Below are 25,525 nucleotides of genomic sequence, written 5' to 3'. Positions count from 1 at the left end.
CGCCGGATGCTCATTGAGCGGTCCGCAGCTAGGATCAGCCTTCGTTAAGACGACTGCGATCGAATGGCTCAAGCGTACTGACTTCACCGCGATCGTACGGAAGGTCGTAGTACGGGTTGCCCGGCGTCCAGCCGTAGCCATAGCCATAGAAGGGATAGGCCACCGCGCCCCGTCCATCAGGACCCGCCGGATCCCTGTCGACGACTGCCGCTGTCACCTTGCCGTCATTGAAGATCAGGTCTTCGACATAGCCGTACCCGCGATAGGTCCCTTCCGCCTGGCTGCCACGTTCGCGGACGCGGGCGATGTCGCCGATCAGTTCGGACGCGCGCCACGCACGGGGCCCAAGCTCTTCATTGTCGAGATCTGAGACAATTCGATTTCCGAAGTTCGTCTCACTTCCACGTAGGACACCGTAGTCATCGGCATTTTCTTCGGTGACGGGGATGGCGATCGAGCCGTCCACACGAACGGTCACCTCTTCCCACGGTACGCTTACATGGGTGTCGCCGATATCCCAGAGCCCGCCAACCTCGGCGACGACCGAAAGCAGCTTGCCGTCAGGACCGACGATCAGATCTTCGACGTCGCCGATCCTCTCGTCTCCGGCTCCGTAAACAGGTCGGTCAAACAGTGCTTCGGCGCTCCAGGCAGTTTTGTAAAGTTCGTCCGGATTCCACTCGGCCAGAGGGATGATTTTTCCAACTTCAACTCCTTGGCTTCTGGCTGCGTCATCACCTGCCCCCTGAGCGTTCGTTGACGCGGTGTTTTCCTCGTCGGGCACGAGCACGGTCACAATAGCAACCAAGCGCTCAGACTCTTGCTCATCCAAGGTGCCATTCTGGTCGCGGTCGTTCACGGCTGTCAGGCCCGAACGAAACTCCTCAGGCGTCAGGTAGCCGTCCTCGGCGCCCTGCCATTCGCCGGTGAGATCCGCATTGCTAAGAGCAATCTGGAGTTCTTCGTTGGAGAGAGCCCCGTCTTCATCTTCATCAAGCGATGCAAAGCTCGGCGGATCGGCGCTGAACCAGTTGTTCCAGTTTTCGGTGAAGGCCTGCTCGCCTAGCTCACCGTTGGCGCCGCTCCACGCGTCGTGGAGCCCGCTTGTGAACTCGCCGTCTTCCAGACGATCATTGCTGTTGCTGTCCCACTGCGAGAAGGCATGGTCGCCGAGTTTGCGGACCTGATCTGCTCCGCTCGAGGACGCATCACCGGCACCTTGAGCGGCTCCCGGCGTGATTGAGCTGGCGAGAACCAGCGCGAGTGCGGTTTGCATCTTTCTCATCTTCTTCTCCTTTTCTGTCGTTGCAGGGCGAGCGCATGGGTTGAGCCGCGCTTGCGAGCCCTGTTGCTTTGGCAATGTCTCTTCAAACTACGTCCTGCAGGACGTCATCAGCCTTGCTTGATAATGGCGCAGGCGATCCGGTCGTCTGAGCTTCCAGAAGGCTGGCTGCGATAGTCGTCGGCCGTCGCGTGGATGACGAGTGCGGCGCCGTCATCGTCCAATATGGGGTTCTCGACTTGCGTGAGCCGAAGGTTCTCATTGAAGACCTCGACTACCATCGTGCCATCAGCAATGGCTGTATGGTTGGCGATATCGCCGGCATGCGGTCCCTTGTCGGTCATGAAACCATGGTCGTTGCCGGCTGGTGCAAAGTGACCACCGGCTGACTTGAACCCGTCTTGAGCGTCACACTTGCCGGTTTCGTGGACGTGGAACCCATGCAGACCGGGAGGCAGGTCAGTTGCCTTGCCCTGGATCAGCAGTCCGTGGGGCGTCTCCTGGAGGGTGGCGGTCCCGATGGATTCGCCGTCAGTGTTGATGAACGTCGCCCGCGCGACGCCTGGGCTTGTCGTTGCTTGCTGCGCAAGCGCTGGCGGAACGATTGCAGCCGTCAAGACTGCGGCTTTGACGAGATGTCTCATTCGCGTCTCCTTCTGCTATCTGATTGGGTGAGAAGCGGCCAGCACAGCCGCTCCTCCGCATGGCGGTGTCGCCCTTAGACGTCGAACCAGCCATCATCGCCCATGTCGTCACCAAGGTCGCCATATTCCGGCTCCTCGATCACGTCGTTGTTGTTCTCATCGTAGCTCGAGTACAGACCGTCGTAGTACTCGTTCTCATCGATGCCGGCATCGGCGTTAGCGTCCCAGTCATCGAACCAGCCGTCGCCGTAACGATCACTGAACGCCTGTTCCTTGTCGCCGATGCCTTCCTTGAACTCGGCTTCGCTAAGCGAACCATTGCTGTCGGTATCCCACCTGTCGAAGGCTTCGTTCTTCTCAAAGCCGGCGCGGAACTCGGTTTCGCTGATACCGTCCGTGCCATCGGTGTCCCAGTCGCTATAGTTTGCGGCCATGACCGGCGCGGCCAGCAGAGAGAGCGCAAACGTGGAGGCCGTGAGTCGTGCGATAGTGGTTTTCATGGGTTTCTCCTCTTTTGGTTCTCTTGGCGAGTTGAGAGCATCGGAAGCCGACACTCTGAGGGGGCAACATGTGACATATGGAAATGTTTCGTGAGCAGCAGTAACGATGGGTCACATGGGCGACACGCATTCGTGAGCATCTATGCCCATTTCCGGAATGACGATGACAGCCGGTCCGTCGGCGGCTGGACGTCTTTCAGGAGTACAGGTCAAAGACCTTGAACCCCTTCGCCGCGCTGCCATCTGTTTCCGCGCAAGGAGAAGATGCATGGATGCAGAAGACGTCACTCAGCTGAGCGAGGTGCTCGATCGACTGGAGAAGTCGGTGGAAGGAAATGACATAGCAGTGGACGATCTGCTGAGGGGAATGGGGCAGCATTCCTTCGCGTCGATCATGTTGGCTTTCGCTCTGATCTCCACGTCACCTGCAAGCGCGATACCGGGCATCACCGCAATGGTAGCCGTCGTCGAATTCGTACTCGTCGTTCAGTTACTCGCCAGGCGGCGCACGCCTTGGCTGCCGCACTTCATCACAAGCCGCCGCATTTCCACGGAGAAGCTGTGCCGGGGCATTCAATGGCTTCGAAAGCCAGTTCACTGGGTTGAGCGCCTGCTCCGACCACGGTGGACGTTCCTGATCCACCCGCCATGGATATATGTGCCACTTTTGCTGGTGCTGTCCCTGACGCTGTTCATGCCGGTGATGGAGGTCATCCCGACCTCCGGCTCAATCGCATCCGCTGTCATCGCATTGTTTGCGGCGGGTGTTCTGACGCGGGACGGTCTGGTCGTCGCGCTCTCGATGCTACTGCTGGCCGCCGTACCCTTCGCCGTCTGGCAGTTCGGATTCAGTGCCTGACTTTGCAGTCACGCATCGTCCAGATTACCCCGACGGGAACCGACACTCGCCTGGCGGCGCTTCGACGTAACGGAAGCGCTACGGTTTTGAAGGGCACAGTCGACGTCACACTGCCATGGTTGGATGTCCGTCTTGGAGCGCCTCAGGGAATAGGCCCAACGACCGACCTGCGGGCGCTAAGCGGTCATAGCCTCGCTCTTGAACGGATGTGAACCATCGCTCCCTATAAGGTCACAGCTGTTTATGGGCCCGCACAACCTGATGCGAATGAGTATTGTCATCGGCGTTCCTTTTGAGGAGGCCTAACCTTTATCTCTTGAGAATGCCAACCAATCGATTGATAGCGTCCCCATATTCCTTGTGCATGGTTTCGGCTGCTTCCGAGATGGCCAGCTTCCAAGCAGGTCCGCGATCCCATGCCTCTTCCAGAGCGTCAGCCAGTGATGGCCCATGGCCCGTGACCGGCAGGACGTCGAATAGTATTCCTGCCTGTCTAAGGTCTTTATCCCGTTTGGCCTGGCCGCCGGCGTCATTCTGACGGCGGCCGGCAATGATAAGCTTGTGCACCGCGTACCTGCAAGGATCAGGGATAACAACTGAAATACCGGCACCATGTAGCAAGATCGAACGAACGGGATCGCGGATTAAGAAATCCATGAATCTTAGCGGTTCGGCTGACGCGCCGCCGAGAGCAGGCATGTTGGCGGGTTTTTCCGAATATTCTTCGGCTCCCCTGTTTGTCGTCATGAACTCGACCCTGTAACCGCTCTGGTTCCGGAAGGCATGAGATCGAGAGCTGCCGCTGATATGCGGAACTGCGCGGAACGTTGGATCAAGCCCTTTCAGGAGATCGAGGATCGGCGGCAGCGAATCTGCCACCTCGGCGGAGATCGCGAAATCCTGGGCCAAGTCTGCATCACCTGTTAGGATCGCCGCCGAAGGCAGACGGATGCCAAGATATGCCGAGTAGCATTGAAAAGCGACAGTGCCGATGAGAACACCGCGCAGCCGGAAGAGACCGGCCTTGGCAAGCGCCTGTACGATGTCGCCGGTAAAGCGATCAGCGGCAATTAAACCGGCTTCGCGCGTAAGCGTAGAAACGTACTTGCGGCGAGCCTTATAGTCAGACTTCTCACCCTTGAAGGTTTCGACCCGTTCCGAAATCAGGGGGTCGTCGGCAGGCCCGACATACCGGCGCTTCTGCCCACCCTCCCCGTCGGGCTGGTCGAAATACCAGTAACGCCGGCCATCAACTGCTACTGGCACGAATCTACCCGATGGGGGGAAGTCTTCCGCCCAATCATCATCGAATGCCCGTTGCTGGAGTTCCGCGACCATGGTGCGAAACATGAGGTCAATCTGCTTAATCACGCCACCCTCTATATCGTTTTAACAAATCTAGTATAGTTAGCATCAGCAAGCGGGCTTTGCGGCTCTCCCAGTGGACGCTGCCCGCCTCCGCCAATGCAAGGCACCACCACCGTGATCCTCACTATACTACCTTCTCGAATATAATATAAGACCGGTGTCGAGATGCCCATCTTGATAGGACCTGAACCGTCGACCTTGCGAGGCGCCCTGCGTGGGAGGCGTCGCCTTAACCGGCTGGTGCGGATCGAGGCAATAGTCTATCGGCATGACTGACGATGCGTCCGCCCGATACAAACGCCACCGCTTTCCAGCCGAGATCATCGCGCATGCGGTATGGCTCTATTACCGGTTCCCGCTGAGCCTGCGCGATATCGAAGACCTGCTTGCCGAGCGCGGCATTGCCGTCTCGTTTCAGACCGTCTCAGAATGGACGACTAAGTTTGGCCTGAAATTCGCCCACCAACTCAAGCGGCGGTCGATCGGCAACTTCGCAGACAAATGGCATCTCGATGAGATGGTCGTATCGATCAAGGGCAAGAAATACTGGCTGTGGCGCGCCGTCGATGCCAACGGCTACGTTCTCGATGCTCTGCTGCAAAGCCGCAGAAACAAGGGAGCCGCTCTTCGGCTGATGCGCAAATTGTTGAAGAGCCAAGGTGTTGCGCCGCGCGTGATGGTGACAGACAAGCTGCGTTCTTATTCCGCCGCAAAGCGAGAGATCATGCTGGGGATCGAACACCGTTCGCACAAAGGGCTCAACAACCTCGCAGAAAATTCTCACCTTCCCGTTCGACGACGAGAGCGACGCATGATGCGGTTCAAGTCGGCAGGTCAATGCCAACGTTTCGTCTCAACCCACGGCCAAATTGCCAATCTTTTCCAACTTCATCGAAAACACCTGAATGCCGCTGATCATCGCCAACTCCGCGCCCTCGCCAGCGCCACCTGGCGTGAGATCGCGTTGCCGATCCAAGCCTGAAATTCAGGACAAAGAAATGATTGCGTCCTACGTCAGGTTAAGGCGACGCCACCTTCGAGCGACATGAGGGGGACCTTGGTCTCGAAAAGCAGCACGAAGTCATCGACCGACGTCAGAGGAATGCACTTGATCGCGACCGTCCGGAGCAGGAAGACTTCCCTTCAGCATGCGATACGTCGTCTCGCGGGCATGGCAGCCGTGGGACTGCTGCTGTCGAGCTGCGTTGCAGCCGACATGGCCTTGGACGGGGCCGCCAAGGCTCCGCCGCAGATCCCGAGCAAGATGATCGCCGAGATGTCCAAGAAGGGCATGAAGGTCGAAAGCCCTGTGCTTGTCAGGATCTTCAAGCAGGAAAGCGAGCTTGAGGTCTGGAAGATGGACGGGGCGGGCCGGTATGCCCTGCTCAAGACGTATCCGATGTGCAGATGGTCCGGCAAGCTAGGCCCGAAGACGAAAAACGGGGACCGTCAGGCTCCGGAAGGCTTCTATCATGTGACTGCGGGCATGCTGAACCCGAAGTCCCAGTACTACGTGTCTTTCAATCTCGGCTATCCCAATCGGCTCGAATCCGCTCTCGGCTATACGGGGGATGCGCTTATGGTCCATGGCGCATGTTCCTCCGCAGGATGCTACGCTCTTACCGACCAGGGCGTCGGCGAGATTTACGCGATCGTCTCGAAGGCGCTCTCCTCCGGTCAGAACCACTTCCAGGTGCAGGCCTATCCGTTCCGCATGACGGCCGACAACATGGCGCTCCACAGGAGCGATGAGAACCTGCCGTTCTGGCGGATGCTCAAGGAGGGCTACGACGCCTTCGAACTTACGAAGCAGCAGCCGAAGGTCTCGGCCTGTGGTCGGCGATACGTGTTCAACACAGCCTTCGAAGGGGGCGAGCCCCGCGATCCACTGGCAGCTTGTCCAATTCCCGTCACGCAGCCGGATCCGCAGATCATGGCGAAGATCGATGCGGAGAAGCAGAAGGTCGACGCCGCCCTGGCGGAGAGCAAGGCCTCTCCCGTAACCGCCTATGTCGACGGAGGAATGCACCCCAGCTTCCGCACGCTTCTGGAGAAGAACGGCCCCGAAAAGCTGGCAGCCAGCATCTCCGGCATCAAGTATCCCGTCAGCCGCCCAGAGGCGGCGCTTGCCGATCCGTTCCAGGGTGCGAGGAAGAGGGCGGGAGCCGGTAGCATCTCCGACCAGGCATCCGGAAACTGACGTGACGAACGATGAACGTCAGGAGCATCGTGAAGGCCGCAACGCTTGCTGCGAGCATGCAAGCTCTCACTCAGGTTCGGCCCTCGGCATGTCGAGCGACGTCAGCGACAGCGGCTGTGGACCCCTTCGGACGAACGTCCTCGTCATCGGCGCAGGACAGGCGGGGCTTGCCGCCGCGAACGAACTGAAGAAGGCGGGGGTCGACTACCTCCTGGTAGATGCCGCCGCCGCGGTCGGCGATAGCTGGCGGCAGCGTTACGAAACACTGACGCTCTTCACGCCGCGGAGCATCAGCAGCCTCCCCGGGCTGCCCCTTCCAGGCGATACGGAGGGATATGCTACTAAAGACGAGTTCGCGGCATATCTCGCCCGGTATGCGAAGGTAGGCGGCCACCGTATCGAGACCGGGACGCGGATTTCAGCTCTCCGTCGGAAACACGGCGTATTCGAAGCCGTGTCCAGCGACGGCAGGATCTATGCTGCCCCGGCGGTCATCGTGGCCACCGGGCCGTTCTCGGTCCCGCGCGTGCCGGCTATGGTAAATGAATTCCCGGACGGCATCCAGCAGATACACGTCTCAGACTTTTGGAACGCCGAGTCGGTTGCCGAAGGAACCGTCCTGCTCGTAGGAGACGGAGCAAGCGGAAGGGACGCCGCTCTGGCCCTTGCCGCCAGCCATCGCGTGCTTCTTGCAAGGGGACGACCCCGCAAGCTCTTTCCCGAACGAATCCTGGGGCAGAGCACCTGGTGGTGGCTTAAGCGTCTTGGACTGCTGGGCGCAAAGCCTGACAGCATCATCGGGAGAAGGATGCGCCGGATCGATCCGTTCCCCAACCGAGGCAACGACGACGCCACGCTGGTTCGAAAGAACGTCGTGTTGATGCCGAGGCTAGTTTCCGTCGACGGCTGCCATGCCGTCTTCGCGGACGGGTCGCGCGAAGCGCCGCAGGCGGTCGTCTGGGCGGCCGGCTACCGGGACGAGTTCGACTGGATAAAAATCGAAGGCGCAGTGGATGCCGAAGGACGGCTCCTGCACCAGGAGGGCGTCTCTCCAGTTCCCGGTCTCTACTTCGTCGGCAGGCCCTGGCAGAGGAACAGAGCCTCCGCTCTCATCGCAGGGGCTGGCGACGACGCCGCCTTCGTCGTCGGCACGCTCATGCACTCTGTGCGTTCTCGATATAAAACCTCAAAGCTTCTTCGTTGATCGGCGCGCTGCGGGTCGAGGTCTCGGCTTTGGGTAGAAGCATGAGGCGTAGCCGATCATCCTGGGCGGATTCCTGTTACAAATCATGTCGCAGATATTTGCTTGGGCCTTCGGTCACCCGCGCAAAACCAGCCTTTTTGCGCAAGTTGGCGTGGTTCCTGGCTCGTTTGGCTTCTGGTGCTCGACGTACTGGTTCTCGTTATCGCCGCCTTGGTCAAATATCCGAGGCGTTGAGAAGCGTCCCGCCTTTCGATTCTATGCGCCGCGCAGCCCTCTCTGGGGATCAGTCCGATTTCCCGGGCTCGTAGTTGCGGCAGGGATAAACCCCCTGCGCCGTTCCAGCCACCAGCTCGTCTGCCAGGCTCAACAATGTTTCCAGATGCGGATCGCTAAGGCGGTAATGGACGAAGCGCCCGCGCTGCTCGCCCGCGACCAGACCGCATTCGTTCAGGCAACGTAGATGGTTCGAGGCGTTGGGCTGCGAAAGACCCGTGCTCGCGACAATCTCCCCGACCGATCGCGGCCCCGCGCGCAGCGCGTCCAGAATCGCCAGCCGCGAAGAATCGCCAAGCCCCCGGAACAGCTTCGCCCGCAACTGGACTACGCGGGTATCGACCCGCAGCATCAATTCAGTTTCGCTCGACATATCAGCCATCAATGATATCATATCTGTCGGAATTAAGGAAGATGATCATGAGCATAGCGCCCTCGGTAGTTAATGCACAGGAAACGGCATGGTACCGCGTCACCGGCATGGACTGCGCGTCCTGCGCTGCCAAGATCGAGAAGGCGGTGCGGTCGGCCGGCGTGGAGAATGTAAAGGTTTCGACCGCGACCCAGATCATGACGCTGCACGTCAACGATCCTGCCGCGCGGCTGCCGGAAGTCGAACGCACCGTTTCCGGCATCGGCTATCAGCTCGATCGTCTGGATGGCCCCAACACGCAAACCGAAGGCGACATAGACGATCTACCGAAGGACGTTTCCCACATCACGCCGGCCTACAAACGGGCGCTTTGGATCGTGATCGTGCTCAATGTCGGCTACGGCCTGATCGAAATGGTCGGCGGCTTCATATCGGGATCGCAGGCGCTCAAGGCAGATGCGCTAGATTTCCTCGGCGACGGGCTGATTACCTTCCTCGGCATTCTCGCCATCGGCTGGAGTCTGCTCTGGCGCGCGCGTTCGGCCCTCATTCAGGGGCTGTTCCTGGGCGTGCTCGGATTGGGGGTTCTCGGCAGTACGGCATACCGCGTGCTGGTGGAAAACCAGCCAGAAGCCGGATTGATGGGCCTGTTCGGGATCATCGCACTGGCGGTAAATGTGGGGGCAGCGCTCGCGCTGATCCCGCACCGGACGGGCGACGCCAACGTGCGGGCAGTCTGGCTGTTTTCGCGCAATGATGCGATCGGCAACGCGGCCGTCGTCGTGGCGGCGGGCCTAGTCGCATGGACCGGAACGGCTTGGCCTGACCTGGTTGTGGCGGCAGTGATCGCCGGTCTGTTCCTGCAATCCTCATGGGTGATCGTGCGCGATGCGCGCGCCGATCTGCGCGAGACGGCGTAGGTGGGCCGCGGCGTCGGCATAGGCTGCGCCCTGGCGGCGTTCTCTCTCGATCAGGGCACCAAGGCGCTTGCCCTTGGCACGCCCGCCCTGGCGCACGGCGTTGAAGTCATCCCCGTCTTAAACCTTGTGCTCGTGCGCAATCACGGCGTCAGCTTCGGGATGCTCGGCGGCGTCGTGCCGTGGTGGGGGCTGATCCTGCTCAGCCTCGCCATCGTGGCCGCACTTGTCGTCTGGCTATGGCGGTCGGAAACCCGGCAGGCCAGCGTGGCTCTTGGACTCATCATCGGCGGCGCGCTTGGCAACGTCATCGACCGCGCGCGCTTTCAAGCCGTCACCGATTTTCTGGATTTTCATCTGGCCGGCTACCACTGGCCCGCCTTCAATCTTGCCGACGTGGCGGTCGTCTGCGGCGTGGCGTTGCTAATGTTCGATGGCTTTCGCGCCGGAAGGAAGAAGGCATGAGAAAGCCTGAGAGGAAAAAAAACGGCGACGGCCGCGCTGGCCGAGAACCGTCCAGAGTAGCCCCGCAGTGGCGGCGGCCTCAGCCTTCTCCGCTCAGGTTTCGGGGAGGATGAGTGATGTCCCGCATCCCGCGCGACCGGAGTTTCGATAGCACGTTGGCCCTGCTCCTGGACCCTTACGGCTTTATCTCGAAAAGATGCCGCCGATACGGGGCCGATCTCTTTCAAACCCGGCTCCTGCTCCGCCCGACGATCTGCATGACCGGCCCCGAGGCGGCCGAACTGTTCTACCGGCAGGACTTGTTCGCCCGGAGCGGAGCTGCACCGGGCCGGGTTCAGAAAACCCTCTTCGGGCAGGGCGGCGTGCAGGGGCTGGACGGCGAAGCGCATCGGCACCGCAAGCAGATGTTCATGTCGCTTATGACACCGGAGCGCATCGAGGCGCTGAAAGAGCTGACCGCCGAATGGTGGCGCACCTACGCCCAGAAATGGACAACGATGGACCGGGTTATCCTTTACGACGAGGTGCAAGAACTCCTGACGAGAGCTGTTTGCGCATGGGTCGGGGTTCCGCTGCCGGAAGCAGAGGCCGGTCGGCGCGCGGCAGAGTTGACGGCGCTGTTTGATTACGCGGGGTCGGTCGGACCGAAGCACTGGTGGTCGCGCCTATCCCGCAGGCGGTGCGAAAGCTGGATCGAGGGCATTGTTGAGCAGATTCGTGCCGGCGATCTGAGCCCGCCGGAAGGAAGCGCGGCGCGTGTCATCGCCACTTGGCGGGATCAGGACGGCGCTCTTCTCAGCCCGCGTATTGCCGCCGTGGAACTGCTGAACATATTGCGGCCAACCGTAGCCGTGGCGGTTTTCATTGTCTTTGCCGCCCACGCCCTGCATGGGTTCCCGGCCTGCCGCCCGAAACTTCAAACCGGCGACGAATATCCGGAGCTGTTCGTGCAGGAAATCCGGCGGCTCTATCCCTTTTTTCCGGCGGTGATGGCGCGCACGAGGCACAATTTCGAATGGAACGGCTATCGGTTTCCCCGGGGACGGCGCGTGATGCTGGACCTCTACGGCACCAACCGGGACGCGCGGGCATGGGATGCGCCGGAGGAGTTCCGGCCGGACCGATTTCGGAGTTGGGATGGCAGTCCCTTCAACTTCATCCCGCAGGGAGGCGGCGACCATCACATGAATCACCGCTGCCCCGGGGAATGGATGACGATCGAGCTTATGAAACTGTCCTGCCGATTTCTGGCGGCAAGCATCGAATACGACCTGCCGGATCAGGATCTGCGGATCGATATAACGCGACTGCCGGCCATACCGAAGAGCCGCTTCGTAATGAGCAACCTCAGATATGCGATCGGGGGCGCGTCATGATCGCCGTCTGGGCCGGGGTTCTTCTTGCAGCCGTATGGCTCGCGCATTGGGGCGCTGAGCACCTGTCCGATCCGCTCAAGAAGCTGCGCCGGCAATGGGGTTTCTCGGTCGCTGCGGGCGGCTCTTTCGTTGGTCTCGCCGCTGCCTCGCCCGAGATCGGCATTAACACGACAAGCGCTATTCGCGGCGTGAGCGATATAGGCCTTGGCGCGCTGCTCGGTTCCAACGTGCTCGCAATCCCGATGATGGTGGTCGTGGCCTATATGGGGTCGGAACAAGAGCAGTTCAAAATCCTGCGCTAAGGTCGAACGGAGCGGGAACGGCCCACTGGGCGCATCTCGAATAGAGCATCAATGATCGGGCATTCCGGAACCTGGTTGCCGGTGCATTGCGCGGCCATATCCGACATTGCCCGCTCCAGACGTCGTAGATCGGCGATTTTCTGACGGATATCTTTCAGGTGTTCGATGGTGAGGTCATGAACCTCACGGCAGGTGTAGCTATGCCCGTCGACCAGGCGAAGCAGTCCACGCAGTTCGTCGAGGCTGAAGCCGAGCTCACGGCCGCGCCGCACGAAATGCAACCGCCTTGCGTGATCGTTGCCGTAGACGCGATATCCGCCCGCGCTGCGCGCTGGTTTCGGCATGACGCCGATCTTCTCGTAATAGCGAATCGTCTCGATGTTGACGCCGCTGCGTTCGGACAGGACGCCGATCGAAAATTCATCAGCCTGTTTCATCACATAGCTCGCACAACACCGTGAAACTTTCCCGCTTGACCCTGTAGTTACTACAGGCATTAGGGTCACCATAGATCAATTGCGGGAGCATGTGAACGATGATGCAGAACGAAGCGCGGCCACTGGCAGATACGGCCCTGGAGCCCGTCGAAAAGGGTTTTGATCAGGCAGCGCTGCTCTCGGTTGGCGGCATCGTGGCGGCACTGGGCGCGGCAACCTGCTGCGTGGTGCCCTTTGTCTTGTTCTTTGCCGGCATCAGCGGCGCGTGGATCGGCAATCTGACCGCGTTCGAGCCCTATCAGCCCGTGTTCGTCACGATCGCGCTCGCCTGCCTCGGCTACGGCTTCTATCTCGTCTATCGCAAGCCGAGGGCGGCTGAGTGCATCGAGGGCTCCTACTGCGCGCGTCCGTCGTCCCATCGCAACGCCAAGATGGGCCTTTGGATCGCAACGATTCTGATCATCGTCGCCGTGGGCTTTCCCTATGCAGCGCGGTTCTTCCTCACCGCCTAACCTCAAGGAGTTCCTGATGAAAACTTTACACCTTATCGCTCTCACCGCGTCCCTGCTGGCGAGTGGCGCCGCTTTTGCCGCCGAGCAGACCGTCACGCTGAATGTCGCCAATGCCACCTGCGAACTTTGCGGCCCGATCGTGAAGCGGGCGCTCAGCAACGTGTCAGGGGTGCTCGCGGTTGACGTGTCGGAGGCGACAGATGGGGCGATCGCCAAAGTGCGGTTTGACGACGGCAAGACAAATGTCGCTGCGTTGATCACCGCAACCACCAACGCCGGCTATCGCTCCAAGGTTTCGCAGTAGGGAGGCTCAGCATGACGGATGGAAAGTTCATCGGCATGGGCGGTGTCGGGCTTCTCGCCGTCATTTGTTGTGCCGCCCCATTTCTTTTGGTCGCTGCGGGCTCCTTCGGGGTTTCCGCATGGCTCGCTGCAGCCGGCTATGTGCTGATCCCGATCGCACTCGCTGCTATTGGGCTGGCGGCATTTTACCTTTATCGGCGCCGCCGTTCCGGCCCATCGGCTGATGCCGATTGCTGCTCAATCAATGACAAACGACAGGGATAAGTTAGATGTGCGAAGCTTGTGATGCTCCCAGTTCCAGCAAAGGCAACGGCCGTTACGATCTTGTAGTCGTCGGGGCTGGCTCGGCCGGATTCTCTGCCGCGATCACGGCCGCCGAACAAGGCGCGCAAGTGGCCCTTGTCGGGCACGGCACGATTGGCGGCACCTGCGTCAATATCGGTTGTGTGCCCTCGAAAGCCCTGATCCGGGCCACGGAAGCCGTGCGTCACGCCAATGATGCGGAAGCCCGCTTCGATGGCATTGAAAGCGGCGCGCGCGTCGTCGATTGGGCCGCTCAGATTGCCCAGAAAGACGCCCTGGTTGCGGGTCTTCGGCAGGCGAAATACGCTGATCTGCTGCCGGAGTATAACAATGTGGTCTATCGCGAAGGGCAGGCCCGCCTCGTTGACGGCGGCGTCGAGGTCGCGGGCCAGCGCCTCGCCTCCGAACGGATCATCATCGCGACGGGCGCGCGCCCAGGCCTGCCGGGAATTCCGGGGATCGTCGACGTGTCGCCGCTCGACAGCACGACGGCGCTGGCCCTGGCCGAACTGCCGCGCTCGATGATCGTGCTTGGCGGCGGCTATATCGGTGCGGAGCTTGCCCAGACGTTCGCGCGGGCCGGCGTCGCGGTGACGCTCGTATTCCGCAGCCGGCTTCTGCCGGAGGCTGAACCCGAAATCGGATCGGCGCTTGCAACCTACCTGGCCGATGAGGGCATCAGGATCGTCAGCGGGATCGCCTACGAATCCATCCGCAAGACCGATGACGGCGGTGTGGCGCTCACCATCGCGCGGGACGGTCGGCCGGAAATCCTGACGGCCGAACGGATTCTCGTGGCAACGGGACGCCGCCCGAACACCGAAACCCTTGGCTTGGCTGAGGCGGGTATTGCCGCAACGCCGGCCGGCGCCATCATTGTCGATGACCGCATGCGCACCTCAAAGACCGGCGTCTATGCCGCCGGAGACGTGACAGGAAAAGATCAGTTCGTTTACATGGCCGCCTATGGCGCCAAGCTCGCCGCCAAGAACGCGTTGAACGGCGATGGCCTGCGCTATGACAATTCCGCGATGCCTGCTGTCGTGTTCACAGACCCACAGGTGGCGAGCGTCGGCATGACCGAGGCGCAGGCGCGTGTTGCGGGGCATTCGGTTCGCACGTCCGTTCTTTCCCTCGACAATGTCCCGCGGGCGCTGGCGGCACGCGATACACGCGGCCTGATCAAGCTGGTTGCCGACGGGGCAAGCCGGAAGCTCCTGGGCGCGCATATTCTTGCGCCGGAAGGAGCTGACAGCATTCAGACGGCGGCGCTGGCTATCCGCGGCGGCCTGACGATCGACGATCTGTCGGAGGCGATCTTCCCGTACCTGACGACCGTCGAAGGCTTGAAGCTTGCGGCTCAGACCTTCGACAGGGACGTGAAAAAACTATCCTGCTGCGCGGGGTAACGGCGAAAGGGAAACGGGTGCGTGCTCAAGTTGTGGCTTGGACGAAGCGGGCACTTCATCCCTGACGCGCATGATGGTCTGGCGGCTGGTGTCGAATTTTCTGGCGAGAGCGGAAACGCTCATCCCTGTCGCGAGATCCTCGCGCACTTCCTGTTTCTGTTTTTCGCTCAGGGTGGAGGGGCGGCCGAGGGTCTTTCCTTCTGACTTGGCGCGCTTGAGGCCGTGTCGCTTTGCAGTTAATCGGGTTCTTCCTCACTTTGTGTGGTTCATTCGCCGTTAGCGAGGTTTTGGCTATGGGCGGGCATGCGAACGAAATCGAAATGGTCGCCCGGTCCAGGGGTCAAAGTACTGGGTGTCGCGCTCACCGTTGATCACGGTTGGGTTGTTTCCGCAGCTGGATCCAAGATCGGAGTATGCCCCGATTGTGGATGTCGAAGCCGAAGTCGGCATGGCTGGTCCTGCCGCAGCCTCCAGGATCTGCCAGTCCAGGGCAAGCCCGTGACAGTGAAGCTCCTGCTGAGCCGCTGGCGATGTGCACATGGGGAATGCGCACGACGAACGTTCACCGACCGTCTTCCGATGGTAGCTGATCCATACGCGCGTCGGACAAGAAGGGTCGGAGAGATTGTTGGCTTGCTCGGCCATAGCACTGGCGGCCGTCCTGGCGAGCGGTTGATGCAACGGCTCGGCATACCGGTCAGCGACGACACTATCCTGCGGCAACTGAAACGGGATGCTGCAGTTGCCCAACGCAATTCCAAGATACGGGTGGTCGGTATCGATGATTGGAGTTGGCGGCGCGCGACGAGCTATGGGACCATCATGGTCGACCTCGAGCGCCGCTCGGTTATTGACATACTGGATGACCGTAGCGTCGAGAATGCGGCCGAGTGGCTTCGGAGTCATCCTTCCATCGAGATTGTCAGCCGCGACCGCTGCGGCCTGTATGCGCAGGCCACCCGTGAAGGCGCACCGCAGGCCCGGCAGGTCGCCGATCGGTTTCATCTGGTCCAGAACCTTCGTTCGGCCATCGAAGAACAGATGAGCCTTTCCGGGCGTGCCACCGGCAGGGCCATTCTTTCGGAGGACGCAATTGTTGACGCTGCGACACATCGCCGGCGCGCCCGTCTTGCGCATAGGCAATCTCGCCAGGAGATATTCGACATGCTCCATGCCTTGCGCCAGCAAGGGCTGTCCTACAGCGAGATCGCCAGACGGACCGGCTATGAGCGTCGCAGCATAACGAAGTGGCTCAAGTTCGAAGCTCCACCAGACAGGCGACGAGCAGCACTGAACCCCACATCACCATGGTATTTCGAAGCCTTCCTTGCGCAATGCTGGAAGGATGGGAACCGGCGCGGACGGCATCTGTTTCACGACGTCAAGCAGCGCGGCTACACCGGCAGCTTCGCCAATCTGGAGCGGTTGCTCGGAGCTTGGCGGCGGGCCGAAAGGGGACAGGCCGATGATGTACCGCCCGCCGCGTTGAAGTCGGAACCGGTTCGAGATCCCGAAACCGGTCATGCAATCTCTCCGGTGGTTGCCGCGGCGCTATGTATCAAGCCGCGAGGCCTGCTGACGGACCGGCAGGCAAGGAAGGTCGACGCCCTGAAGCAGGGATCTGAGGCGTTTGTCGAGATGCGACGCCTGGCGATGCGCTTCAACGGCATCCTTCGCGGCAAGAGATCGCCACCACTGGATGCATGGATCGACGATGCGATCGACTCCGAGCTCATCCCTATCATGCGGTTCGCTCGCGTCCTTCGCAGGGACATCGATGCCGTCAACAACGCCATCGAGCTGCCCTGGAGCAACGGGCAGGCCGAAGGCCAGATCAACCGCCTCAAGACCCTCAAGCGAGCAATGTACGGTCGGGCAGGCCCTGAATTGCTGAAGGCACGAATGCTGCCGCGGCTCCACACAAAGTGAGGAAGAACCCGATTAAGTGCCACGCGACAGACGTCGCCGGCTCTGCGCCATTTCAATTTCTGATCGAGGCAAACGCAGAAAGGGCTACGGACCGGCAGCAGTTCGCCGCGATAGCGCTCTGTCTCGTCGTAATCCACCCGAAGCTCTGTGAGATTCCTGCGACACGGAATGGTCCAGCGTTCAAAGGAAGAAGATGGTCATCGTTCGAAGCGCTCGAGCATCTTCTTCAGCTGCGCGTTTTGGATCCTAAGCTTGCTTGCCAGTTGCGCCCTGAGCACCTTGATCTCATCGTCCAGGCTTATCGTGTCATCAGACTGACTACGGGACCCTTGCAAAACTTGATCAGCAACGACGGCCGGTCGACTGTACTTACTAGGGGCCTTCTGCTTGCGCGCTGGGACTTCGACAGCCGGCTGGAATTCCATGGCGTCTGTAGCGGTGACAGCGACGCCAGGTTCACCAGCTGAACTTAAACCACCAAATGCTGGAATGCTGTCGGCCGTTACGCCGATCTCGGTCGCCGCCTCGTCCACCGACGCAGTCTCTGAATAAACAGCGTCGTGTGGCTCCTGATCAGGTGGCTCAAGAGCTGCTGGCGGAGCCGCCTCCCCTGCAACCGGCTCGGTGGCATCGGCAATCGCCAGGACATCCGGTTTTGCCTCGTTCAGCCCATCGGCGTCTTGCTTTCGCTCGCCTCGACCTGACACCAGTCGGCGTAGAAACCTCAACGGAGATGCCATGATCTAACCTCAAGCTTCACCATGAGCGCTATAAGCTCCCCTGGTCTGGCAATGAATTGACAGGCCGCTAGCGTGTTATCGCGAGCGACGAGTTATGGCCGGGATTGAAGGCTCCCTCTACGTCAGCCGAGGTTGAGCTTCTTCCGCAGGTCGGCGTTTTCCGCGCGTAGCTTTTCAGCCAGAAGCTTACGAAGTCTCTGGTTCTCCTCCTCCAACTGCAGAAGGTCTGCCATTTCGTCACCAGCGGAAGTCCCCTCCACGGCTGCTGGCTGCTCATTCTTGCTCGCACGCTTCACTGGCTCGCGATTTGCGGCTGCTGCTCCTGCGAGCGCCTTCGGCTTGCGACCGCGCTTCTTCTGACCAGCACCGCCTTCCGCTGCAGTGTTAGCCGCAGCTGTTTCAGGAGAGCCCTTCTTCATGCGTGGCTTGCGCTGCTTCTTAGGCGCAGGCTCTGCTTCGACAGCGCCTGGTGCACCGGCATCGGAAACAGCATCGGCATTGGCGGTATTGTCGGCATTGACAGTCGTGTCGTTCTCGTCGGCCATAGAGATCTCCTGTTGCTCCGCGACAGCTTTCAAGGTCGCGGCCGGCGCTGTCAATGTCGGCAACACACGAAATGCTTTTGGCGGGGAGACTTCGACGTCAGATTCAGCAACTGCGCGGCCATCGGGCTGCATCGGCATTACCGATCTCTCTACGTCAAGTGCGACAGACCTCAGATCCAGATTGCCCCAGATGGAGTTCGGCTTTGCTTCTGTCCTACGGCGGCCGGATTTGTACTCGACGGCAAAACTGCGTGGGGGCTTTCTCACTTGGGGCCTTTGATTGTTCTGGAGTCGATGTCCCAGCCAGATGCTCGACGCTCACAAGCAGGGGAAGTAGCGATTAAGCCGCGGTCCGTCCAGTCCTCTCGCCAACACAGTTCCACCGGCTCCCATTGTACGATGAAGCGACTGAAAGCTGGACAAGCTGAGTGGCACAGAAAGTTTCGAACCGACCGCACGAAGGGGACGCAACCGACCACCTATGCCCGTTGAAGCTCCGTAGCCTCGCTCTTGAAGGGATCTGAACCTCTGACCCAGTCCCTCACCTCCGCGTTATCATTGTCAGCGGAGATAATGAGAAAGTCAGAATCTTGTCAAGACTATGCGGCAGTCACGAATTGACAGCCTCCAAAACTGCTGTAAATCAATCTCACATGGGGTCGCGATCACCCCACGAGGCGTCATGCTAGAGAATCGCGTCCATTGACCCGGCTAACGGAGGACGCGCGATGCCGTCGTTTCTTGAAATTTCACCCGAAAAGCTAAACCGCCTTATTGGTACACCGAGTGCTCCGGTGCTCATCGACGTGCGCACGCACGACGATTTCCAGGCCGATCCGAGGCTGATCCCCGGTTCGCGCCGCCATCCCTATGATGATGTCGCAGCCTGGGCGGGGCATGTGACCGGCGAAGCTGTCGTGACCATCTGCCAGAAGGGCAAGAAGCTCAGCCATGGCGTGGCCGCCTATCTGCGGACGGAAGGGATCAGTGCCGAAGTTCTGGAAGGCGGGTTTGAGGCGTGGCAAGCCGCGGGTCTTCCGCTGGTGCCGACCAGTCTCATTCCGGAGCGCGATGCTCAGGGGCGAACCGTCTGGGTGACGCGCGCGCGGCCGAAGATCGATCGTATTGCCTGCCCCTGGCTGATCCGGCGCTTCGTCGATCCGGACGCTCTCTTCCTGTTCGTTGCGGCAAGCGAAGTCGCCGCCGTCGCCGAACGTTTCGGTGCCACGCCCTTCGATATCGAGGATGTCCTCTGGAGCCACCGGGGCGAGCGTTGCACGTTCGATGTGATGGTCGAGGCGTTCGGACTTTCGACACCGCCGCTCCTGCGGCTTTCGACGATCGTGCGCGGCGCCGATACGGCCCGGCCGGATCTGGCACCCGAAGTGGCGGGCCTGCTCGCTGCATCGCTTGGCCTGTCGCGCATGTTCAACGATGACCTCGAACAGCTCGAGGCTGGCATGACACTCTACGACGCCTTCTATCGCTGGTGCCGGGATGCGACGGGGGAGGCGCATGACTGGCCTTCCGCGAGAAAGGGAGGCTGATCATGGCGGACACGATCGTTTCGGTGAAACCTTCGCGCGGGCCGACGGAGCACGGCGTCTCGTTCAGGGAGGCGTTCAAGGTCTGGCTGCGCGTCGCGGCGCTGAGCTTCGGCGGTCCGGCGGGCCAGATCGCGGTCATGCATCGGATCATCGTCGACGAGAAAAAGTGGGTCGGCGAAAGCCGGTTCCTGCACGCGCTGAACTACTGCATGCTGCTGCCCGGCCCCGAAGCCCAGCAACTCGCCGTCTATCTCGGCTGGTTGATGCATCGGACCGCCGGTGGTCTCATGGCAGGCATCCTCTTCATCCTGCCCGGCTTCCTATCGATCCTTGCGCTCAGCTATATCTACGTCCTCTACGGCGAGGTTTCCGTGGTCGCGGGGCTGTTCTTCGGACTAAAGGCCGCTGTGCTGGCGATCGTTGTCCAGGCCGTTTTCCGCATTGGCGGCAGGGCGTTGAAAAGCCCCGCGATGGTGCTGATCGCGGCGGCGGCCTTCATCGCAATCTTTGCTTTCCGGGTGCCCTTTCCCGTGATCATACTGGCGGCCGGGGCCATCGGCTTTATCGGGGCGAGAGCCGGGTACGGCTGGTTTTCGATATCGAACGGCCACAAGTCGGCGGCAGGAAAAACCCTGTCCGATGCCGACTCCGTTCTCGGGGAGGGCATGCCGGAGCACGCGAGGCCAAACCTTCGATGGTCGCTTCGCGTTTCAGTGATCCTGTTGCTGCTTTGGCTCGCGCCCGTTGCAATTCTCTACGTCACGCTCGGTCCGGACAATGCCTTAACCCAGATCGGCCTCTTCTTCAGCAAGATGGCCGTGGTGACCTTCGGCGGCGCCTATGCGGTGCTGGCTTATGTCGCGCAGGAGGCGGTGCAGAACTATCAATGGCTGCGGCCGGGCGAAATGCTCGATGGCCTCGGGATGGCGGAAACGACGCCGGGACCGCTGATCATGGTGCTGCAGTTCGTGGGCTTCTTGGGTGCCTACCGCGACGCGGGCGGTCTCGGTCCCCTGCAGGCCGCCACGATCGGTGCCGTGCTTGCGACCTGGGTGACCTTCGTGCCGTGTTTCCTCTGGATCTTCCTCGGGGCGCCGTTCATCGAGCGGCTGCGTGGCAACGCGGCGATATCCGGCGGGATGGCGGCGATCACGGCCGCCGTCGTCGGCGTGATCCTCAACCTTGCGATCTGGTTCGGTATGCACGTCCTGTTTGCGGACGTGACCGCTATCCAGACCGGGCCGTTGTCGATGGAAGTTCCCGTGCTGTCGTCCGTCGACTGGGCCTCGCTCGTGCTGACGCTCCTGGCGATCCTTGCAATCTTCCGCCTGAAGATGTCGGTGATGACGGTGCTCCTCGGCAGCGCGGTACTCGGCATGGCCTGGACCCTTGCCGGCATGCGGTGAGGGCGGGATTTATCCTCACGCGACGCTTACCGGAAGCCGCATCACGGTTTCACCGGTGATGGCCGCGACCGCGTTGGTGATGGCGGCCGTCGCGCAGACGATGGCCGTCTCGCCGGCGCCGGTCGGCGCGGCACTGCCCTCGACAAGCCGGATGTCGATGTCGGGCACATCGGACAGGACCGGAACGGCATAATCGAAGAAATTCTCGGGCGTGATTGCGCCGCCGTCGATGGCGAGCGCTTCCCTGAGGGCCATGCCGATGCCCCAGACGAGATTGCCCTCGATCTGTGCGCGAACCTGATCCGGATTGATCACCAGGCCGCAATCATGGGCGCACCACAGGCGCGCCACCTTGTATCCGCCGTCCGTGCGGATCACCCGCGCGATGGCTGCGGCATAGGACATGTCCTTGTAGATACCGCAGGCAAGGCCCATCCTCTCTTCGCCCGAGCCCGGACGATCGCTCCAGCCGGCCATGTCCGCGACCTCTTCCAGGACGGCCTTCAGTCGCTTGTGCTCCGGTGGCAGCGCCGCAAGCCGCATCGCCAGCGGGTCGAGCCCCTTGACCCGGGCGAGTGCATCAATGGCCGTCTCCATCGCCCAGTGGTTCGCGGCAGCCCCGAGGCCGCGCCATGGACCCGTCTTGACCGGGAGGCGCACATCCTCGAAGGCCACATGCGTCGCATCCGCGCGATAGGGCGGGATCGCACCCCGCCCGACGCCGGGATCGGGGACGAAGCTCGTGGCGAACTGCAGGCCCGGTCCCATGGCGGCGGAGGTGAAGATGACGTGACCGGAGCGGAACATGTGGTGCCAGCGCAAAATGCGCCCCGTCCCGTCGGCTGCCGCCCGGATACGGTGGCAGGACGGCGGTCGATGGAACCCCGCCTGGAACTCGTCGCGCCGTGACCATTGCACCTTCACCGGCCTGCCGCAGAGCCTGGCCAGCCTTGCCGCCTCCAGCTCGGCCGCAACAATGGTCCGTGCGCCAAAACCGCCACCGATCCGCATGGCATGCACCCGGACGGCTTCGCGGGAGAGGCCGAAGGCGGCGGCCAGCGTGTCGCGCACGAAAAAGGGATCCTGCGTTCCGGTCCAGATTTCCAGGCCGCCATCGACGAAACGGGCAATGGCCGTGCGGGGCTCGATCGAGGCATGTGCCGCGAGTGGCACGGACAGCGTGATATCGATGTCGAAGGGACCGCGCCCGGCCTCGCCCTCGTCGAGCATGACGTGCTCCATCTGTCCGGCGTCAGCCACGTCAAGCATAGTATCGACGTCGGCGGTCGCGTTCGGCGGACCGTTGTCCTCGTCGATTGACAGCAGGTCCAGCGCCTGCGCGAGCGCACCGCGACGGGTGGCCACGATGCCGACGAAATCGCCCTCGCGGTAGAGGCCGACATAGCCGGGCACGACGCTTGCAGCCGACGCATCGACGGAGCGGATCTGCCCGCCGATCGTGCGCGGACGGACGACCGCGCCGAACACCATGCCGTCGAGCCTGATATCGTCGGCATAGAGCGGCCGGTTGCCGGTGACGATCGCCTCGATGTCGTGCGTCGGAATGGGGCGGCCCACCGCGCTGTGACCATCCCGCCTTTCCATCAGCCTCGGCCGTGCTGTCCCGACATCCTCCGCCTTTACGAGCAGCGGCGGGCCGGACGCGAGCGCCTCGAACGTCAGAAGGCTGGCGATGCCGTCGCTGACGCCGTCCGCAACAATCTCGAGCGCCGAGACGGGCCGACCGAGCCGCTCGGCGGCCTTGTTCAAGATGGCGCTTCGAAGGGCGGCCGCCGCTTGGGCCACCAGCGGTCCGGTCTCGCGCATCGCATCGGAACCGACCGTCGAGCGGGCGACGGGAATGAGCGCCGTATCGGGCAGTTCCAGATCGATGTGATCGAGTTCGATGCCCAGTTCGCCGGCTGCGACCTGTCTCAGCCCGATGGATATGCCTTGCCCCATTTCCACGCGCGTCGACAGAAGCCTGAACCTGCCGCCCGGCCGCAAGCTGATCCAGGCGGCCGCGTCGGAGGGCGTCGATCTGTTGCGCGGCGGCAAGACGGGTATCAGCGCGAATGTCGCCCCGCCAGCAACGACCGTGATGCCCGCAGCACTCCAGCCGAGCGCCTTGAGAAAACGTCTCCGGGACAGGTCTGCCATCACCGTTCCTCCCGCATCATCGCCTGCGCCCGGATGATCGCCTTGTGTATCCGCGCCTGCGTTCCACAACGGCAGAGCACGCCATCCATGGCTTCGGCGATGTCGTCGGCACCGGCCTCGGGCCGTGCGGCAAGCAGCGCATAGGCGGTCATGATCTGCCCATTCTGGCAGTAGCCACATTGCGGCACGCTCTCGGCGATCCAGCTCTGCTGGAAGGGATGCAGTTTTGCCCCGGCGGACAGTCCCTCAAGGGTCAGGATGGCTTTGCCGTCGAGGGAACCGGCGGGGAGCAGGCAGGAGCGCTGCGCCTCGCCATCGACAACGACGGTGCAGGCCCCGCAGGAGCCGACGCCGCAGCCGAATTTCGGGCCATTGAGCCCGAAATGGTCCCTGAGCACGAAGAGCAAGGGCTCTTCTGCAAGATCGTCTGGAATGGTCTCCGCCTTGGTGTTCAGAAGGATGCGCATTGCGAGGCCTCCCGCTCGTGAAGCGATGACGTGCGTGCGATCCGGTAGACGCTTGCCGGCGGCAGGTTCAGGGGCACGAAGCGACGAAACCATGCGGCCAGGCCAAGCCGGAGCAGGACGGCTTCGGGTACAGGGCATCGCGGACCGTAGGTGAACTGGTAGAAGCACGCGTCGCCGACAAGGCGCTCGAATGCACCAGCGAGGATGCGTTCGACCTGACCCGGCGGCATCGACAGAAGCGGCAGGCCGCTGACGGCCGCCGAAAAGCCGCGACATCCGGAGGGTAGTGTTGCCGCATCGCATTCGAGCACGGATGCGGCCGGAAAGCGTATCCGCAGCAATTCGGCGAATGCCGGTTCGCGTTCGACCAGCGTCAAGGCCGCTTCGGGAATGCCACGTCGCAGGAGCGCTTGCGTAAAGACCCCGGTACCCGGTCCGAGCTCCAGAACAGGGCCGGAGCGTGGCGAGATGTCGGCGGTGATCGCCTCGGCGAGCCGGCGGCTCGAAGGGGCAACCGCGGCCACCTGGAGGGGCCGGCTTATCCATGACCGGAGAAACAGTAGGTGATCGGGCGTGCGTCGCGACAGGTTCATGTTCGGCTCCATCATTGATGAAGCCGATATTGCGAAGACCGGTTCGGTCCGCATTAACCCGGGTTAAGTCTCGCGCACGCCGGCCCGGACACGGCGCGCGATACGGCTCAGGCCGACCGGCGTGATGCCGAGATAGGAAGCCAGATCCTTTTGCGGCACGCGGGCCGCCAGATGCGGCTCCTCGTCGAGCAGCAGCCTGTAGCGGGTTTCTGCGGACATCGTCAGGAACTGGCGCTCACGGCGTTCCTTGCGCTCGGCAAAGATCATCAGCGCATTGCGCACCATGCGCGACCAGGCCAGATCGCGATCCGCCAGTTGTTCGACGACCCGGAACGGCATCCTTTCCAGCACGCAGGCCTCGATCGCGCAGACGGAAAAACTCGCCTGGCCCGAGCGCAGCGCCGAGAGGCTCGCGAAAAACTGCCCTTCAGCGACCAGCGACTTTGTCCATTCGTCGCCATGCGCGTTGAGGTAGGTCAGCTTCAGCAGGCCCTGCCGCACCACATAGATGAAGGGGTGGGCTTCGTCCTGCGAAAACAGGGCCTCCCCGGCGTTGAGATGCCGCAGTTCGATGGCGTTCATCAGGAGGTCGCGCTCGGCAAGGATTTCTCCCGCGATGCTTTCGAACAGGCCGATGGCCCTGCAATCCTCAGGCCTGACGCGCACCTTGAAATCTCCTGTTTGGACGTAAGGAAGGGCCGGCGGAACAGCATCCGCCGGCCTCGATTGTTACATCATGCGCTTGATGTCGGAATAGGCGCCATCGGTCTTCAGCGTCACCGTGACCGGATCGCCGGTGCGATTGCGCCAGAACCAGCCATGGTTGCCGTCGAAGGCAGCTTCCAGAACGCCCGAGTCCTCGGCGACGCCGCGACCCTTTTCATAGGAGATGCTCTCGCCGCCGCCATCGCCATGGGTGTCGAAGTTCACCTTCGAGCCGTTGGCCGTCCAGGCATAGTTTGCCTTGGCCCCCTTGATCATGACGAGCTTGATCTCGGCACCCTCGCCGGGCTGCAAGGTGATGGACATTTCGTCCTGCCGCGGTGCCTCCTGCGCATGGGCGGACGAGACGCCGAACTCGCGGATGATGCGATCGAGAAGGCTCGATCCCTCGACAGGTGCCGTGCCCGTCGCGGATCCCGCCCCCTGATCCAGCGAGGCGGGCTGGTTCTGGTCGATCTGACGATCACGCTCGGCCTCGTCCGAAAGCTGGGTCTTGATCTCGCCCATCTCGGTCAGCCCCAACGTGGAGCCGAGGCCGGTCGGATCGATGCCGTATTCGGACGGCATTACGACGGTGACGAGAAGCGCGGCAGCGGCGACGACGGAAATGACCGTCGACTTGACGAGTTGCGCGGAGGTCGGCAGGTCATCGGGATTGGGAGCTTGTGAATTAAACATTTGAATTGTC

Annotated in this window: 28 protein-coding genes and 1 pseudogene; 15 read left to right on the top strand and 14 right to left on the bottom strand. The window is 61.7% G+C overall.

From position 1 onward, the window contains the following. Positions 1-34 precede the first annotated feature (34 nt). The 3 genes from NT26_RS21260 to NT26_RS21250 all read right to left on the bottom strand — a co-directional run bounded on the left by NT26_RS21260 (position 35) and on the right by NT26_RS21250 (position 2,426). On the bottom strand, positions 35-1,285 hold the full coding sequence (locus tag NT26_RS21260; protein ID WP_052642696.1) for a PRC-barrel domain-containing protein: 1,251 nt from the start codon (positions 1,283-1,285) through the stop codon (positions 35-37). Between the two features lie 107 nt (positions 1,286-1,392). Next, positions 1,393-1,926: a superoxide dismutase family protein gene (locus NT26_RS21255; RefSeq protein WP_052642695.1), complete on the bottom strand. Its 534-nt coding sequence runs from the start codon at positions 1,924-1,926 to the stop codon at positions 1,393-1,395. A 74-nt stretch (positions 1,927-2,000) separates the two neighbouring features. Next, complete coding sequence (locus tag NT26_RS21250; protein ID WP_052642693.1) at positions 2,001-2,426, bottom strand: EF-hand domain-containing protein; 426 nt, start codon at positions 2,424-2,426, stop codon at positions 2,001-2,003. A 268-nt stretch (positions 2,427-2,694) separates the two neighbouring features. Between NT26_RS21250 and NT26_RS21245 the strand changes: the two genes are divergently transcribed. Then, the gene (locus NT26_RS21245) at positions 2,695-3,285 is read left to right on the top strand and encodes an exopolysaccharide biosynthesis protein (RefSeq protein ID WP_052642691.1); all 591 of its coding nucleotides are present in this window, start codon (positions 2,695-2,697) and stop codon (positions 3,283-3,285) included. Positions 3,286-3,594: 309 nt separating this feature from the next. Here NT26_RS21245 and NT26_RS21240 read toward each other — a convergent pair whose 3' ends face one another. Further along, the gene (locus NT26_RS21240) at positions 3,595-4,653 is read right to left on the bottom strand and encodes a nucleotidyltransferase family protein (RefSeq protein ID WP_235864290.1); all 1,059 of its coding nucleotides are present in this window, start codon (positions 4,651-4,653) and stop codon (positions 3,595-3,597) included. A 268-nt stretch (positions 4,654-4,921) separates the two neighbouring features. Between NT26_RS21240 and NT26_RS21235 the strand changes: the two genes are divergently transcribed. The 3 genes from NT26_RS21235 to NT26_RS21225 all read left to right on the top strand — a co-directional run bounded on the left by NT26_RS21235 (position 4,922) and on the right by NT26_RS21225 (position 8,057). After that, a complete protein-coding gene (locus NT26_RS21235; protein ID WP_052642687.1) occupies positions 4,922-5,635 on the top strand; it encodes an IS6-like element ISRsp9 family transposase in 714 nt (237 codons plus the stop codon). A gap of 120 nt (positions 5,636-5,755) precedes the next feature. Continuing rightward, positions 5,756-6,853: a L,D-transpeptidase family protein gene (locus tag NT26_RS21230; RefSeq protein ID WP_052642685.1), complete on the top strand. Its 1,098-nt coding sequence runs from the start codon at positions 5,756-5,758 to the stop codon at positions 6,851-6,853. Positions 6,854-6,941: 88 nt separating this feature from the next. After that, positions 6,942-8,057, top strand: coding sequence for a flavin-containing monooxygenase (locus NT26_RS21225; protein WP_065814616.1), 1,116 nt, complete (start codon positions 6,942-6,944; stop codon positions 8,055-8,057). A gap of 283 nt (positions 8,058-8,340) precedes the next feature. Here NT26_RS21225 and NT26_RS21220 read toward each other — a convergent pair whose 3' ends face one another. After that, complete coding sequence (locus tag NT26_RS21220) at positions 8,341-8,703, bottom strand: ArsR/SmtB family transcription factor (RefSeq protein WP_142523791.1); 363 nt, start codon at positions 8,701-8,703, stop codon at positions 8,341-8,343. A 47-nt stretch (positions 8,704-8,750) separates the two neighbouring features. On the opposite strand from NT26_RS21220, the gene NT26_RS21215 reads away from it, so the two are divergent. The 4 genes from NT26_RS21215 (at position 8,751) to NT26_RS21200 (ending at position 11,763) form a co-directional block, all read left to right on the top strand. Beyond that, a complete protein-coding gene (locus tag NT26_RS21215; RefSeq protein ID WP_052642956.1) occupies positions 8,751-9,623 on the top strand; it encodes a cation efflux transmembrane domain-containing protein in 873 nt (290 codons plus the stop codon). Continuing rightward, the gene (gene lspA, locus NT26_RS21210) at positions 9,624-10,085 is read left to right on the top strand and encodes a signal peptidase II (protein ID WP_052642682.1); all 462 of its coding nucleotides are present in this window, start codon (positions 9,624-9,626) and stop codon (positions 10,083-10,085) included. It abuts the gene before it with no gap. 116 nt (positions 10,086-10,201) lie between these two features. Continuing rightward, positions 10,202-11,461 (top strand): cytochrome P450, encoded by a 1,260-nt coding sequence (locus NT26_RS21205; RefSeq protein WP_052642680.1) that lies wholly within the window; start codon positions 10,202-10,204, stop codon positions 11,459-11,461. Continuing rightward, positions 11,458-11,763: a hypothetical protein gene (locus tag NT26_RS21200; protein WP_052642678.1), complete on the top strand. Its 306-nt coding sequence runs from the start codon at positions 11,458-11,460 to the stop codon at positions 11,761-11,763. The genes NT26_RS21205 and NT26_RS21200 overlap by 4 nt, the downstream gene beginning before the upstream one ends. Here NT26_RS21200 and NT26_RS21195 read toward each other — a convergent pair. Further along, entirely contained in the window at positions 11,760-12,200 is a 441-nt protein-coding gene (locus NT26_RS21195) for a MerR family transcriptional regulator (RefSeq protein ID WP_052642677.1), read from the bottom strand. The two genes, NT26_RS21200 and NT26_RS21195, sit on opposite strands and share 4 nt — an antisense overlap. A 98-nt stretch (positions 12,201-12,298) precedes the next feature. Between NT26_RS21195 and NT26_RS21190 the strand changes: the two genes are divergently transcribed. Genes NT26_RS21190 through merA form a run of 4 tightly spaced genes read left to right on the top strand, consistent with a single transcriptional unit; the run spans position 12,299 to position 14,727 of the window. Next, on the top strand, positions 12,299-12,712 hold the full coding sequence (locus NT26_RS21190; RefSeq protein ID WP_052642675.1) for a mercuric transporter MerT family protein: 414 nt from the start codon (positions 12,299-12,301) through the stop codon (positions 12,710-12,712). 16 nt (positions 12,713-12,728) lie between these two features. Continuing rightward, positions 12,729-13,016, top strand: a complete 288-nt coding sequence (locus NT26_RS21185) for a cation transporter (RefSeq protein WP_052642673.1) — start codon at positions 12,729-12,731, stop codon at positions 13,014-13,016. A gap of 11 nt (positions 13,017-13,027) precedes the next feature. After that, a complete protein-coding gene (locus NT26_RS21180) occupies positions 13,028-13,279 on the top strand; it encodes a mercury resistance system transport protein MerF (protein ID WP_052642671.1) in 252 nt (83 codons plus the stop codon). Positions 13,280-13,284: 5 nt separating this feature from the next. Further along, positions 13,285-14,727, top strand: coding sequence for a mercury(II) reductase (merA, locus tag NT26_RS21175; protein ID WP_052642669.1), 1,443 nt, complete (start codon positions 13,285-13,287; stop codon positions 14,725-14,727). On the opposite strand, the pseudogene NT26_RS22540 reads toward merA, so the two are convergent. Next, positions 14,707-14,949, bottom strand: a pseudogene (locus NT26_RS22540) (helix-turn-helix domain-containing protein); the annotation flags it as partial. The gene merA and the pseudogene NT26_RS22540 overlap by 21 nt on opposite strands. An 81-nt stretch (positions 14,950-15,030) precedes the next feature. On the opposite strand from NT26_RS22540, the gene NT26_RS21165 reads away from it, so the two are divergent. Then, the gene (locus NT26_RS21165; RefSeq protein ID WP_244467753.1) at positions 15,031-16,656 is read left to right on the top strand and encodes an ISL3-like element ISRsp8 family transposase; all 1,626 of its coding nucleotides are present in this window, start codon (positions 15,031-15,033) and stop codon (positions 16,654-16,656) included. A gap of 197 nt (positions 16,657-16,853) precedes the next feature. On the opposite strand, the gene NT26_RS21160 is transcribed toward NT26_RS21165, so the two are convergent. After that, positions 16,854-17,396 carry a hypothetical protein gene (locus NT26_RS21160; protein ID WP_052642664.1) on the bottom strand — a complete coding sequence of 181 codons (543 nt, stop codon included), beginning with the start codon at positions 17,394-17,396 and terminating at the stop codon, positions 16,854-16,856. Positions 17,397-17,518: 122 nt separating this feature from the next. Continuing rightward, positions 17,519-18,208, bottom strand: coding sequence for a hypothetical protein (locus tag NT26_RS21155; protein ID WP_052642662.1), 690 nt, complete (start codon positions 18,206-18,208; stop codon positions 17,519-17,521). Between the two features lie 461 nt (positions 18,209-18,669). Here NT26_RS21155 and NT26_RS21150 point away from each other — a divergent pair, with 461 nt between their 5' ends. Then, positions 18,670-19,488, top strand: a complete 819-nt coding sequence (locus tag NT26_RS21150) for a chromate resistance protein ChrB domain-containing protein (RefSeq protein WP_052642660.1) — start codon at positions 18,670-18,672, stop codon at positions 19,486-19,488. A 2-nt stretch (positions 19,489-19,490) separates the two neighbouring features. After that, positions 19,491-20,894 (top strand): chromate efflux transporter, encoded by a 1,404-nt coding sequence (gene chrA, locus NT26_RS21145; protein ID WP_052642659.1) that lies wholly within the window; start codon positions 19,491-19,493, stop codon positions 20,892-20,894. Between the two features lie 15 nt (positions 20,895-20,909). On the opposite strand, the gene NT26_RS21140 is transcribed toward chrA, so the two are convergent. From NT26_RS21140 to NT26_RS21120, 5 genes are all read right to left on the bottom strand, one after another. Continuing rightward, the gene (locus tag NT26_RS21140; RefSeq protein ID WP_052642657.1) at positions 20,910-23,054 is read right to left on the bottom strand and encodes a xanthine dehydrogenase family protein molybdopterin-binding subunit; all 2,145 of its coding nucleotides are present in this window, start codon (positions 23,052-23,054) and stop codon (positions 20,910-20,912) included. Next, positions 23,054-23,521, bottom strand: a complete 468-nt coding sequence (locus NT26_RS21135; RefSeq protein WP_052642655.1) for a (2Fe-2S)-binding protein — start codon at positions 23,519-23,521, stop codon at positions 23,054-23,056. Before NT26_RS21135 ends, NT26_RS21140 begins: the two co-directional genes overlap by 1 nt. Next, positions 23,506-24,114, bottom strand: coding sequence for a class I SAM-dependent methyltransferase (locus NT26_RS21130; protein WP_244467752.1), 609 nt, complete (start codon positions 24,112-24,114; stop codon positions 23,506-23,508). Before NT26_RS21130 ends, NT26_RS21135 begins: the two co-directional genes overlap by 16 nt. Before the next feature lie 63 nt (positions 24,115-24,177). Further along, the gene (locus NT26_RS21125) at positions 24,178-24,696 is read right to left on the bottom strand and encodes a Crp/Fnr family transcriptional regulator (RefSeq protein ID WP_142586775.1); all 519 of its coding nucleotides are present in this window, start codon (positions 24,694-24,696) and stop codon (positions 24,178-24,180) included. A gap of 147 nt (positions 24,697-24,843) precedes the next feature. After that, complete coding sequence (locus NT26_RS21120) at positions 24,844-25,515, bottom strand: hypothetical protein (protein ID WP_052642652.1); 672 nt, start codon at positions 25,513-25,515, stop codon at positions 24,844-24,846. Positions 25,516-25,525 lie beyond the last annotated feature (10 nt).

Source organism: Pseudorhizobium banfieldiae, from assembly GCF_000967425.1.
GTDB lineage: Bacteria > Pseudomonadota > Alphaproteobacteria > Rhizobiales > Rhizobiaceae > Neorhizobium > Neorhizobium banfieldiae.
This window is presented reverse-complemented; position numbering and strand designations above follow the sequence as displayed.

What these genes read in the sequence shown, in the direction of transcription:
- NT26_RS21260 (WP_052642696.1), bottom strand. Translation starts at nt 1,285, where the DNA reads ATGAGAAAGATGCAAACCGCACTCGCGCTGGTTCTCGCCAGCTCAATC.
- NT26_RS21255 (WP_052642695.1), bottom strand. Translation starts at nt 1,926, where the DNA reads ATGAGACATCTCGTCAAAGCCGCAGTCTTGACGGCTGCAATCGTTCCG.
- NT26_RS21250 (WP_052642693.1), bottom strand. Translation starts at nt 2,426, where the DNA reads ATGAAAACCACTATCGCACGACTCACGGCCTCCACGTTTGCGCTCTCT.
- NT26_RS21245 (WP_052642691.1), top strand. Translation starts at nt 2,695, where the DNA reads ATGGATGCAGAAGACGTCACTCAGCTGAGCGAGGTGCTCGATCGACTG.
- NT26_RS21235 (WP_052642687.1), top strand. Translation starts at nt 4,922, where the DNA reads ATGACTGACGATGCGTCCGCCCGATACAAACGCCACCGCTTTCCAGCC.
- NT26_RS21230 (WP_052642685.1), top strand. Translation starts at nt 5,756, where the DNA reads ATGCACTTGATCGCGACCGTCCGGAGCAGGAAGACTTCCCTTCAGCAT.
- NT26_RS21225 (WP_065814616.1), top strand. Translation starts at nt 6,942, where the DNA reads ATGTCGAGCGACGTCAGCGACAGCGGCTGTGGACCCCTTCGGACGAAC.
- NT26_RS21220 (WP_142523791.1), bottom strand. Translation starts at nt 8,703, where the DNA reads ATGTCGAGCGAAACTGAATTGATGCTGCGGGTCGATACCCGCGTAGTC.
- NT26_RS21215 (WP_052642956.1), top strand. Translation starts at nt 8,751, where the DNA reads ATGAGCATAGCGCCCTCGGTAGTTAATGCACAGGAAACGGCATGGTAC.
- NT26_RS21205 (WP_052642680.1), top strand. Translation starts at nt 10,202, where the DNA reads ATGTCCCGCATCCCGCGCGACCGGAGTTTCGATAGCACGTTGGCCCTG.
- NT26_RS21200 (WP_052642678.1), top strand. Translation starts at nt 11,458, where the DNA reads ATGATCGCCGTCTGGGCCGGGGTTCTTCTTGCAGCCGTATGGCTCGCG.
- NT26_RS21195 (WP_052642677.1), bottom strand. Translation starts at nt 12,200, where the DNA reads ATGAAACAGGCTGATGAATTTTCGATCGGCGTCCTGTCCGAACGCAGC.
- NT26_RS21190 (WP_052642675.1), top strand. Translation starts at nt 12,299, where the DNA reads ATGATGCAGAACGAAGCGCGGCCACTGGCAGATACGGCCCTGGAGCCC.
- NT26_RS21185 (WP_052642673.1), top strand. Translation starts at nt 12,729, where the DNA reads ATGAAAACTTTACACCTTATCGCTCTCACCGCGTCCCTGCTGGCGAGT.
- NT26_RS21180 (WP_052642671.1), top strand. Translation starts at nt 13,028, where the DNA reads ATGACGGATGGAAAGTTCATCGGCATGGGCGGTGTCGGGCTTCTCGCC.
- merA (WP_052642669.1), top strand. Translation starts at nt 13,285, where the DNA reads ATGTGCGAAGCTTGTGATGCTCCCAGTTCCAGCAAAGGCAACGGCCGT.
- NT26_RS21165 (WP_244467753.1), top strand. Translation starts at nt 15,031, where the DNA reads ATGCGAACGAAATCGAAATGGTCGCCCGGTCCAGGGGTCAAAGTACTG.
- NT26_RS21160 (WP_052642664.1), bottom strand. Translation starts at nt 17,396, where the DNA reads ATGGCATCTCCGTTGAGGTTTCTACGCCGACTGGTGTCAGGTCGAGGC.
- NT26_RS21150 (WP_052642660.1), top strand. Translation starts at nt 18,670, where the DNA reads ATGCCGTCGTTTCTTGAAATTTCACCCGAAAAGCTAAACCGCCTTATT.
- chrA (WP_052642659.1), top strand. Translation starts at nt 19,491, where the DNA reads ATGGCGGACACGATCGTTTCGGTGAAACCTTCGCGCGGGCCGACGGAG.
- NT26_RS21140 (WP_052642657.1), bottom strand. Translation starts at nt 23,054, where the DNA reads ATGGCAGACCTGTCCCGGAGACGTTTTCTCAAGGCGCTCGGCTGGAGT.
- NT26_RS21135 (WP_052642655.1), bottom strand. Translation starts at nt 23,521, where the DNA reads ATGCGCATCCTTCTGAACACCAAGGCGGAGACCATTCCAGACGATCTT.
- NT26_RS21130 (WP_244467752.1), bottom strand. Translation starts at nt 24,114, where the DNA reads ATGAACCTGTCGCGACGCACGCCCGATCACCTACTGTTTCTCCGGTCA.
- NT26_RS21125 (WP_142586775.1), bottom strand. Translation starts at nt 24,696, where the DNA reads ATGAACGCCATCGAACTGCGGCATCTCAACGCCGGGGAGGCCCTGTTT.
- NT26_RS21120 (WP_052642652.1), bottom strand. Translation starts at nt 25,515, where the DNA reads ATGTTTAATTCACAAGCTCCCAATCCCGATGACCTGCCGACCTCCGCG.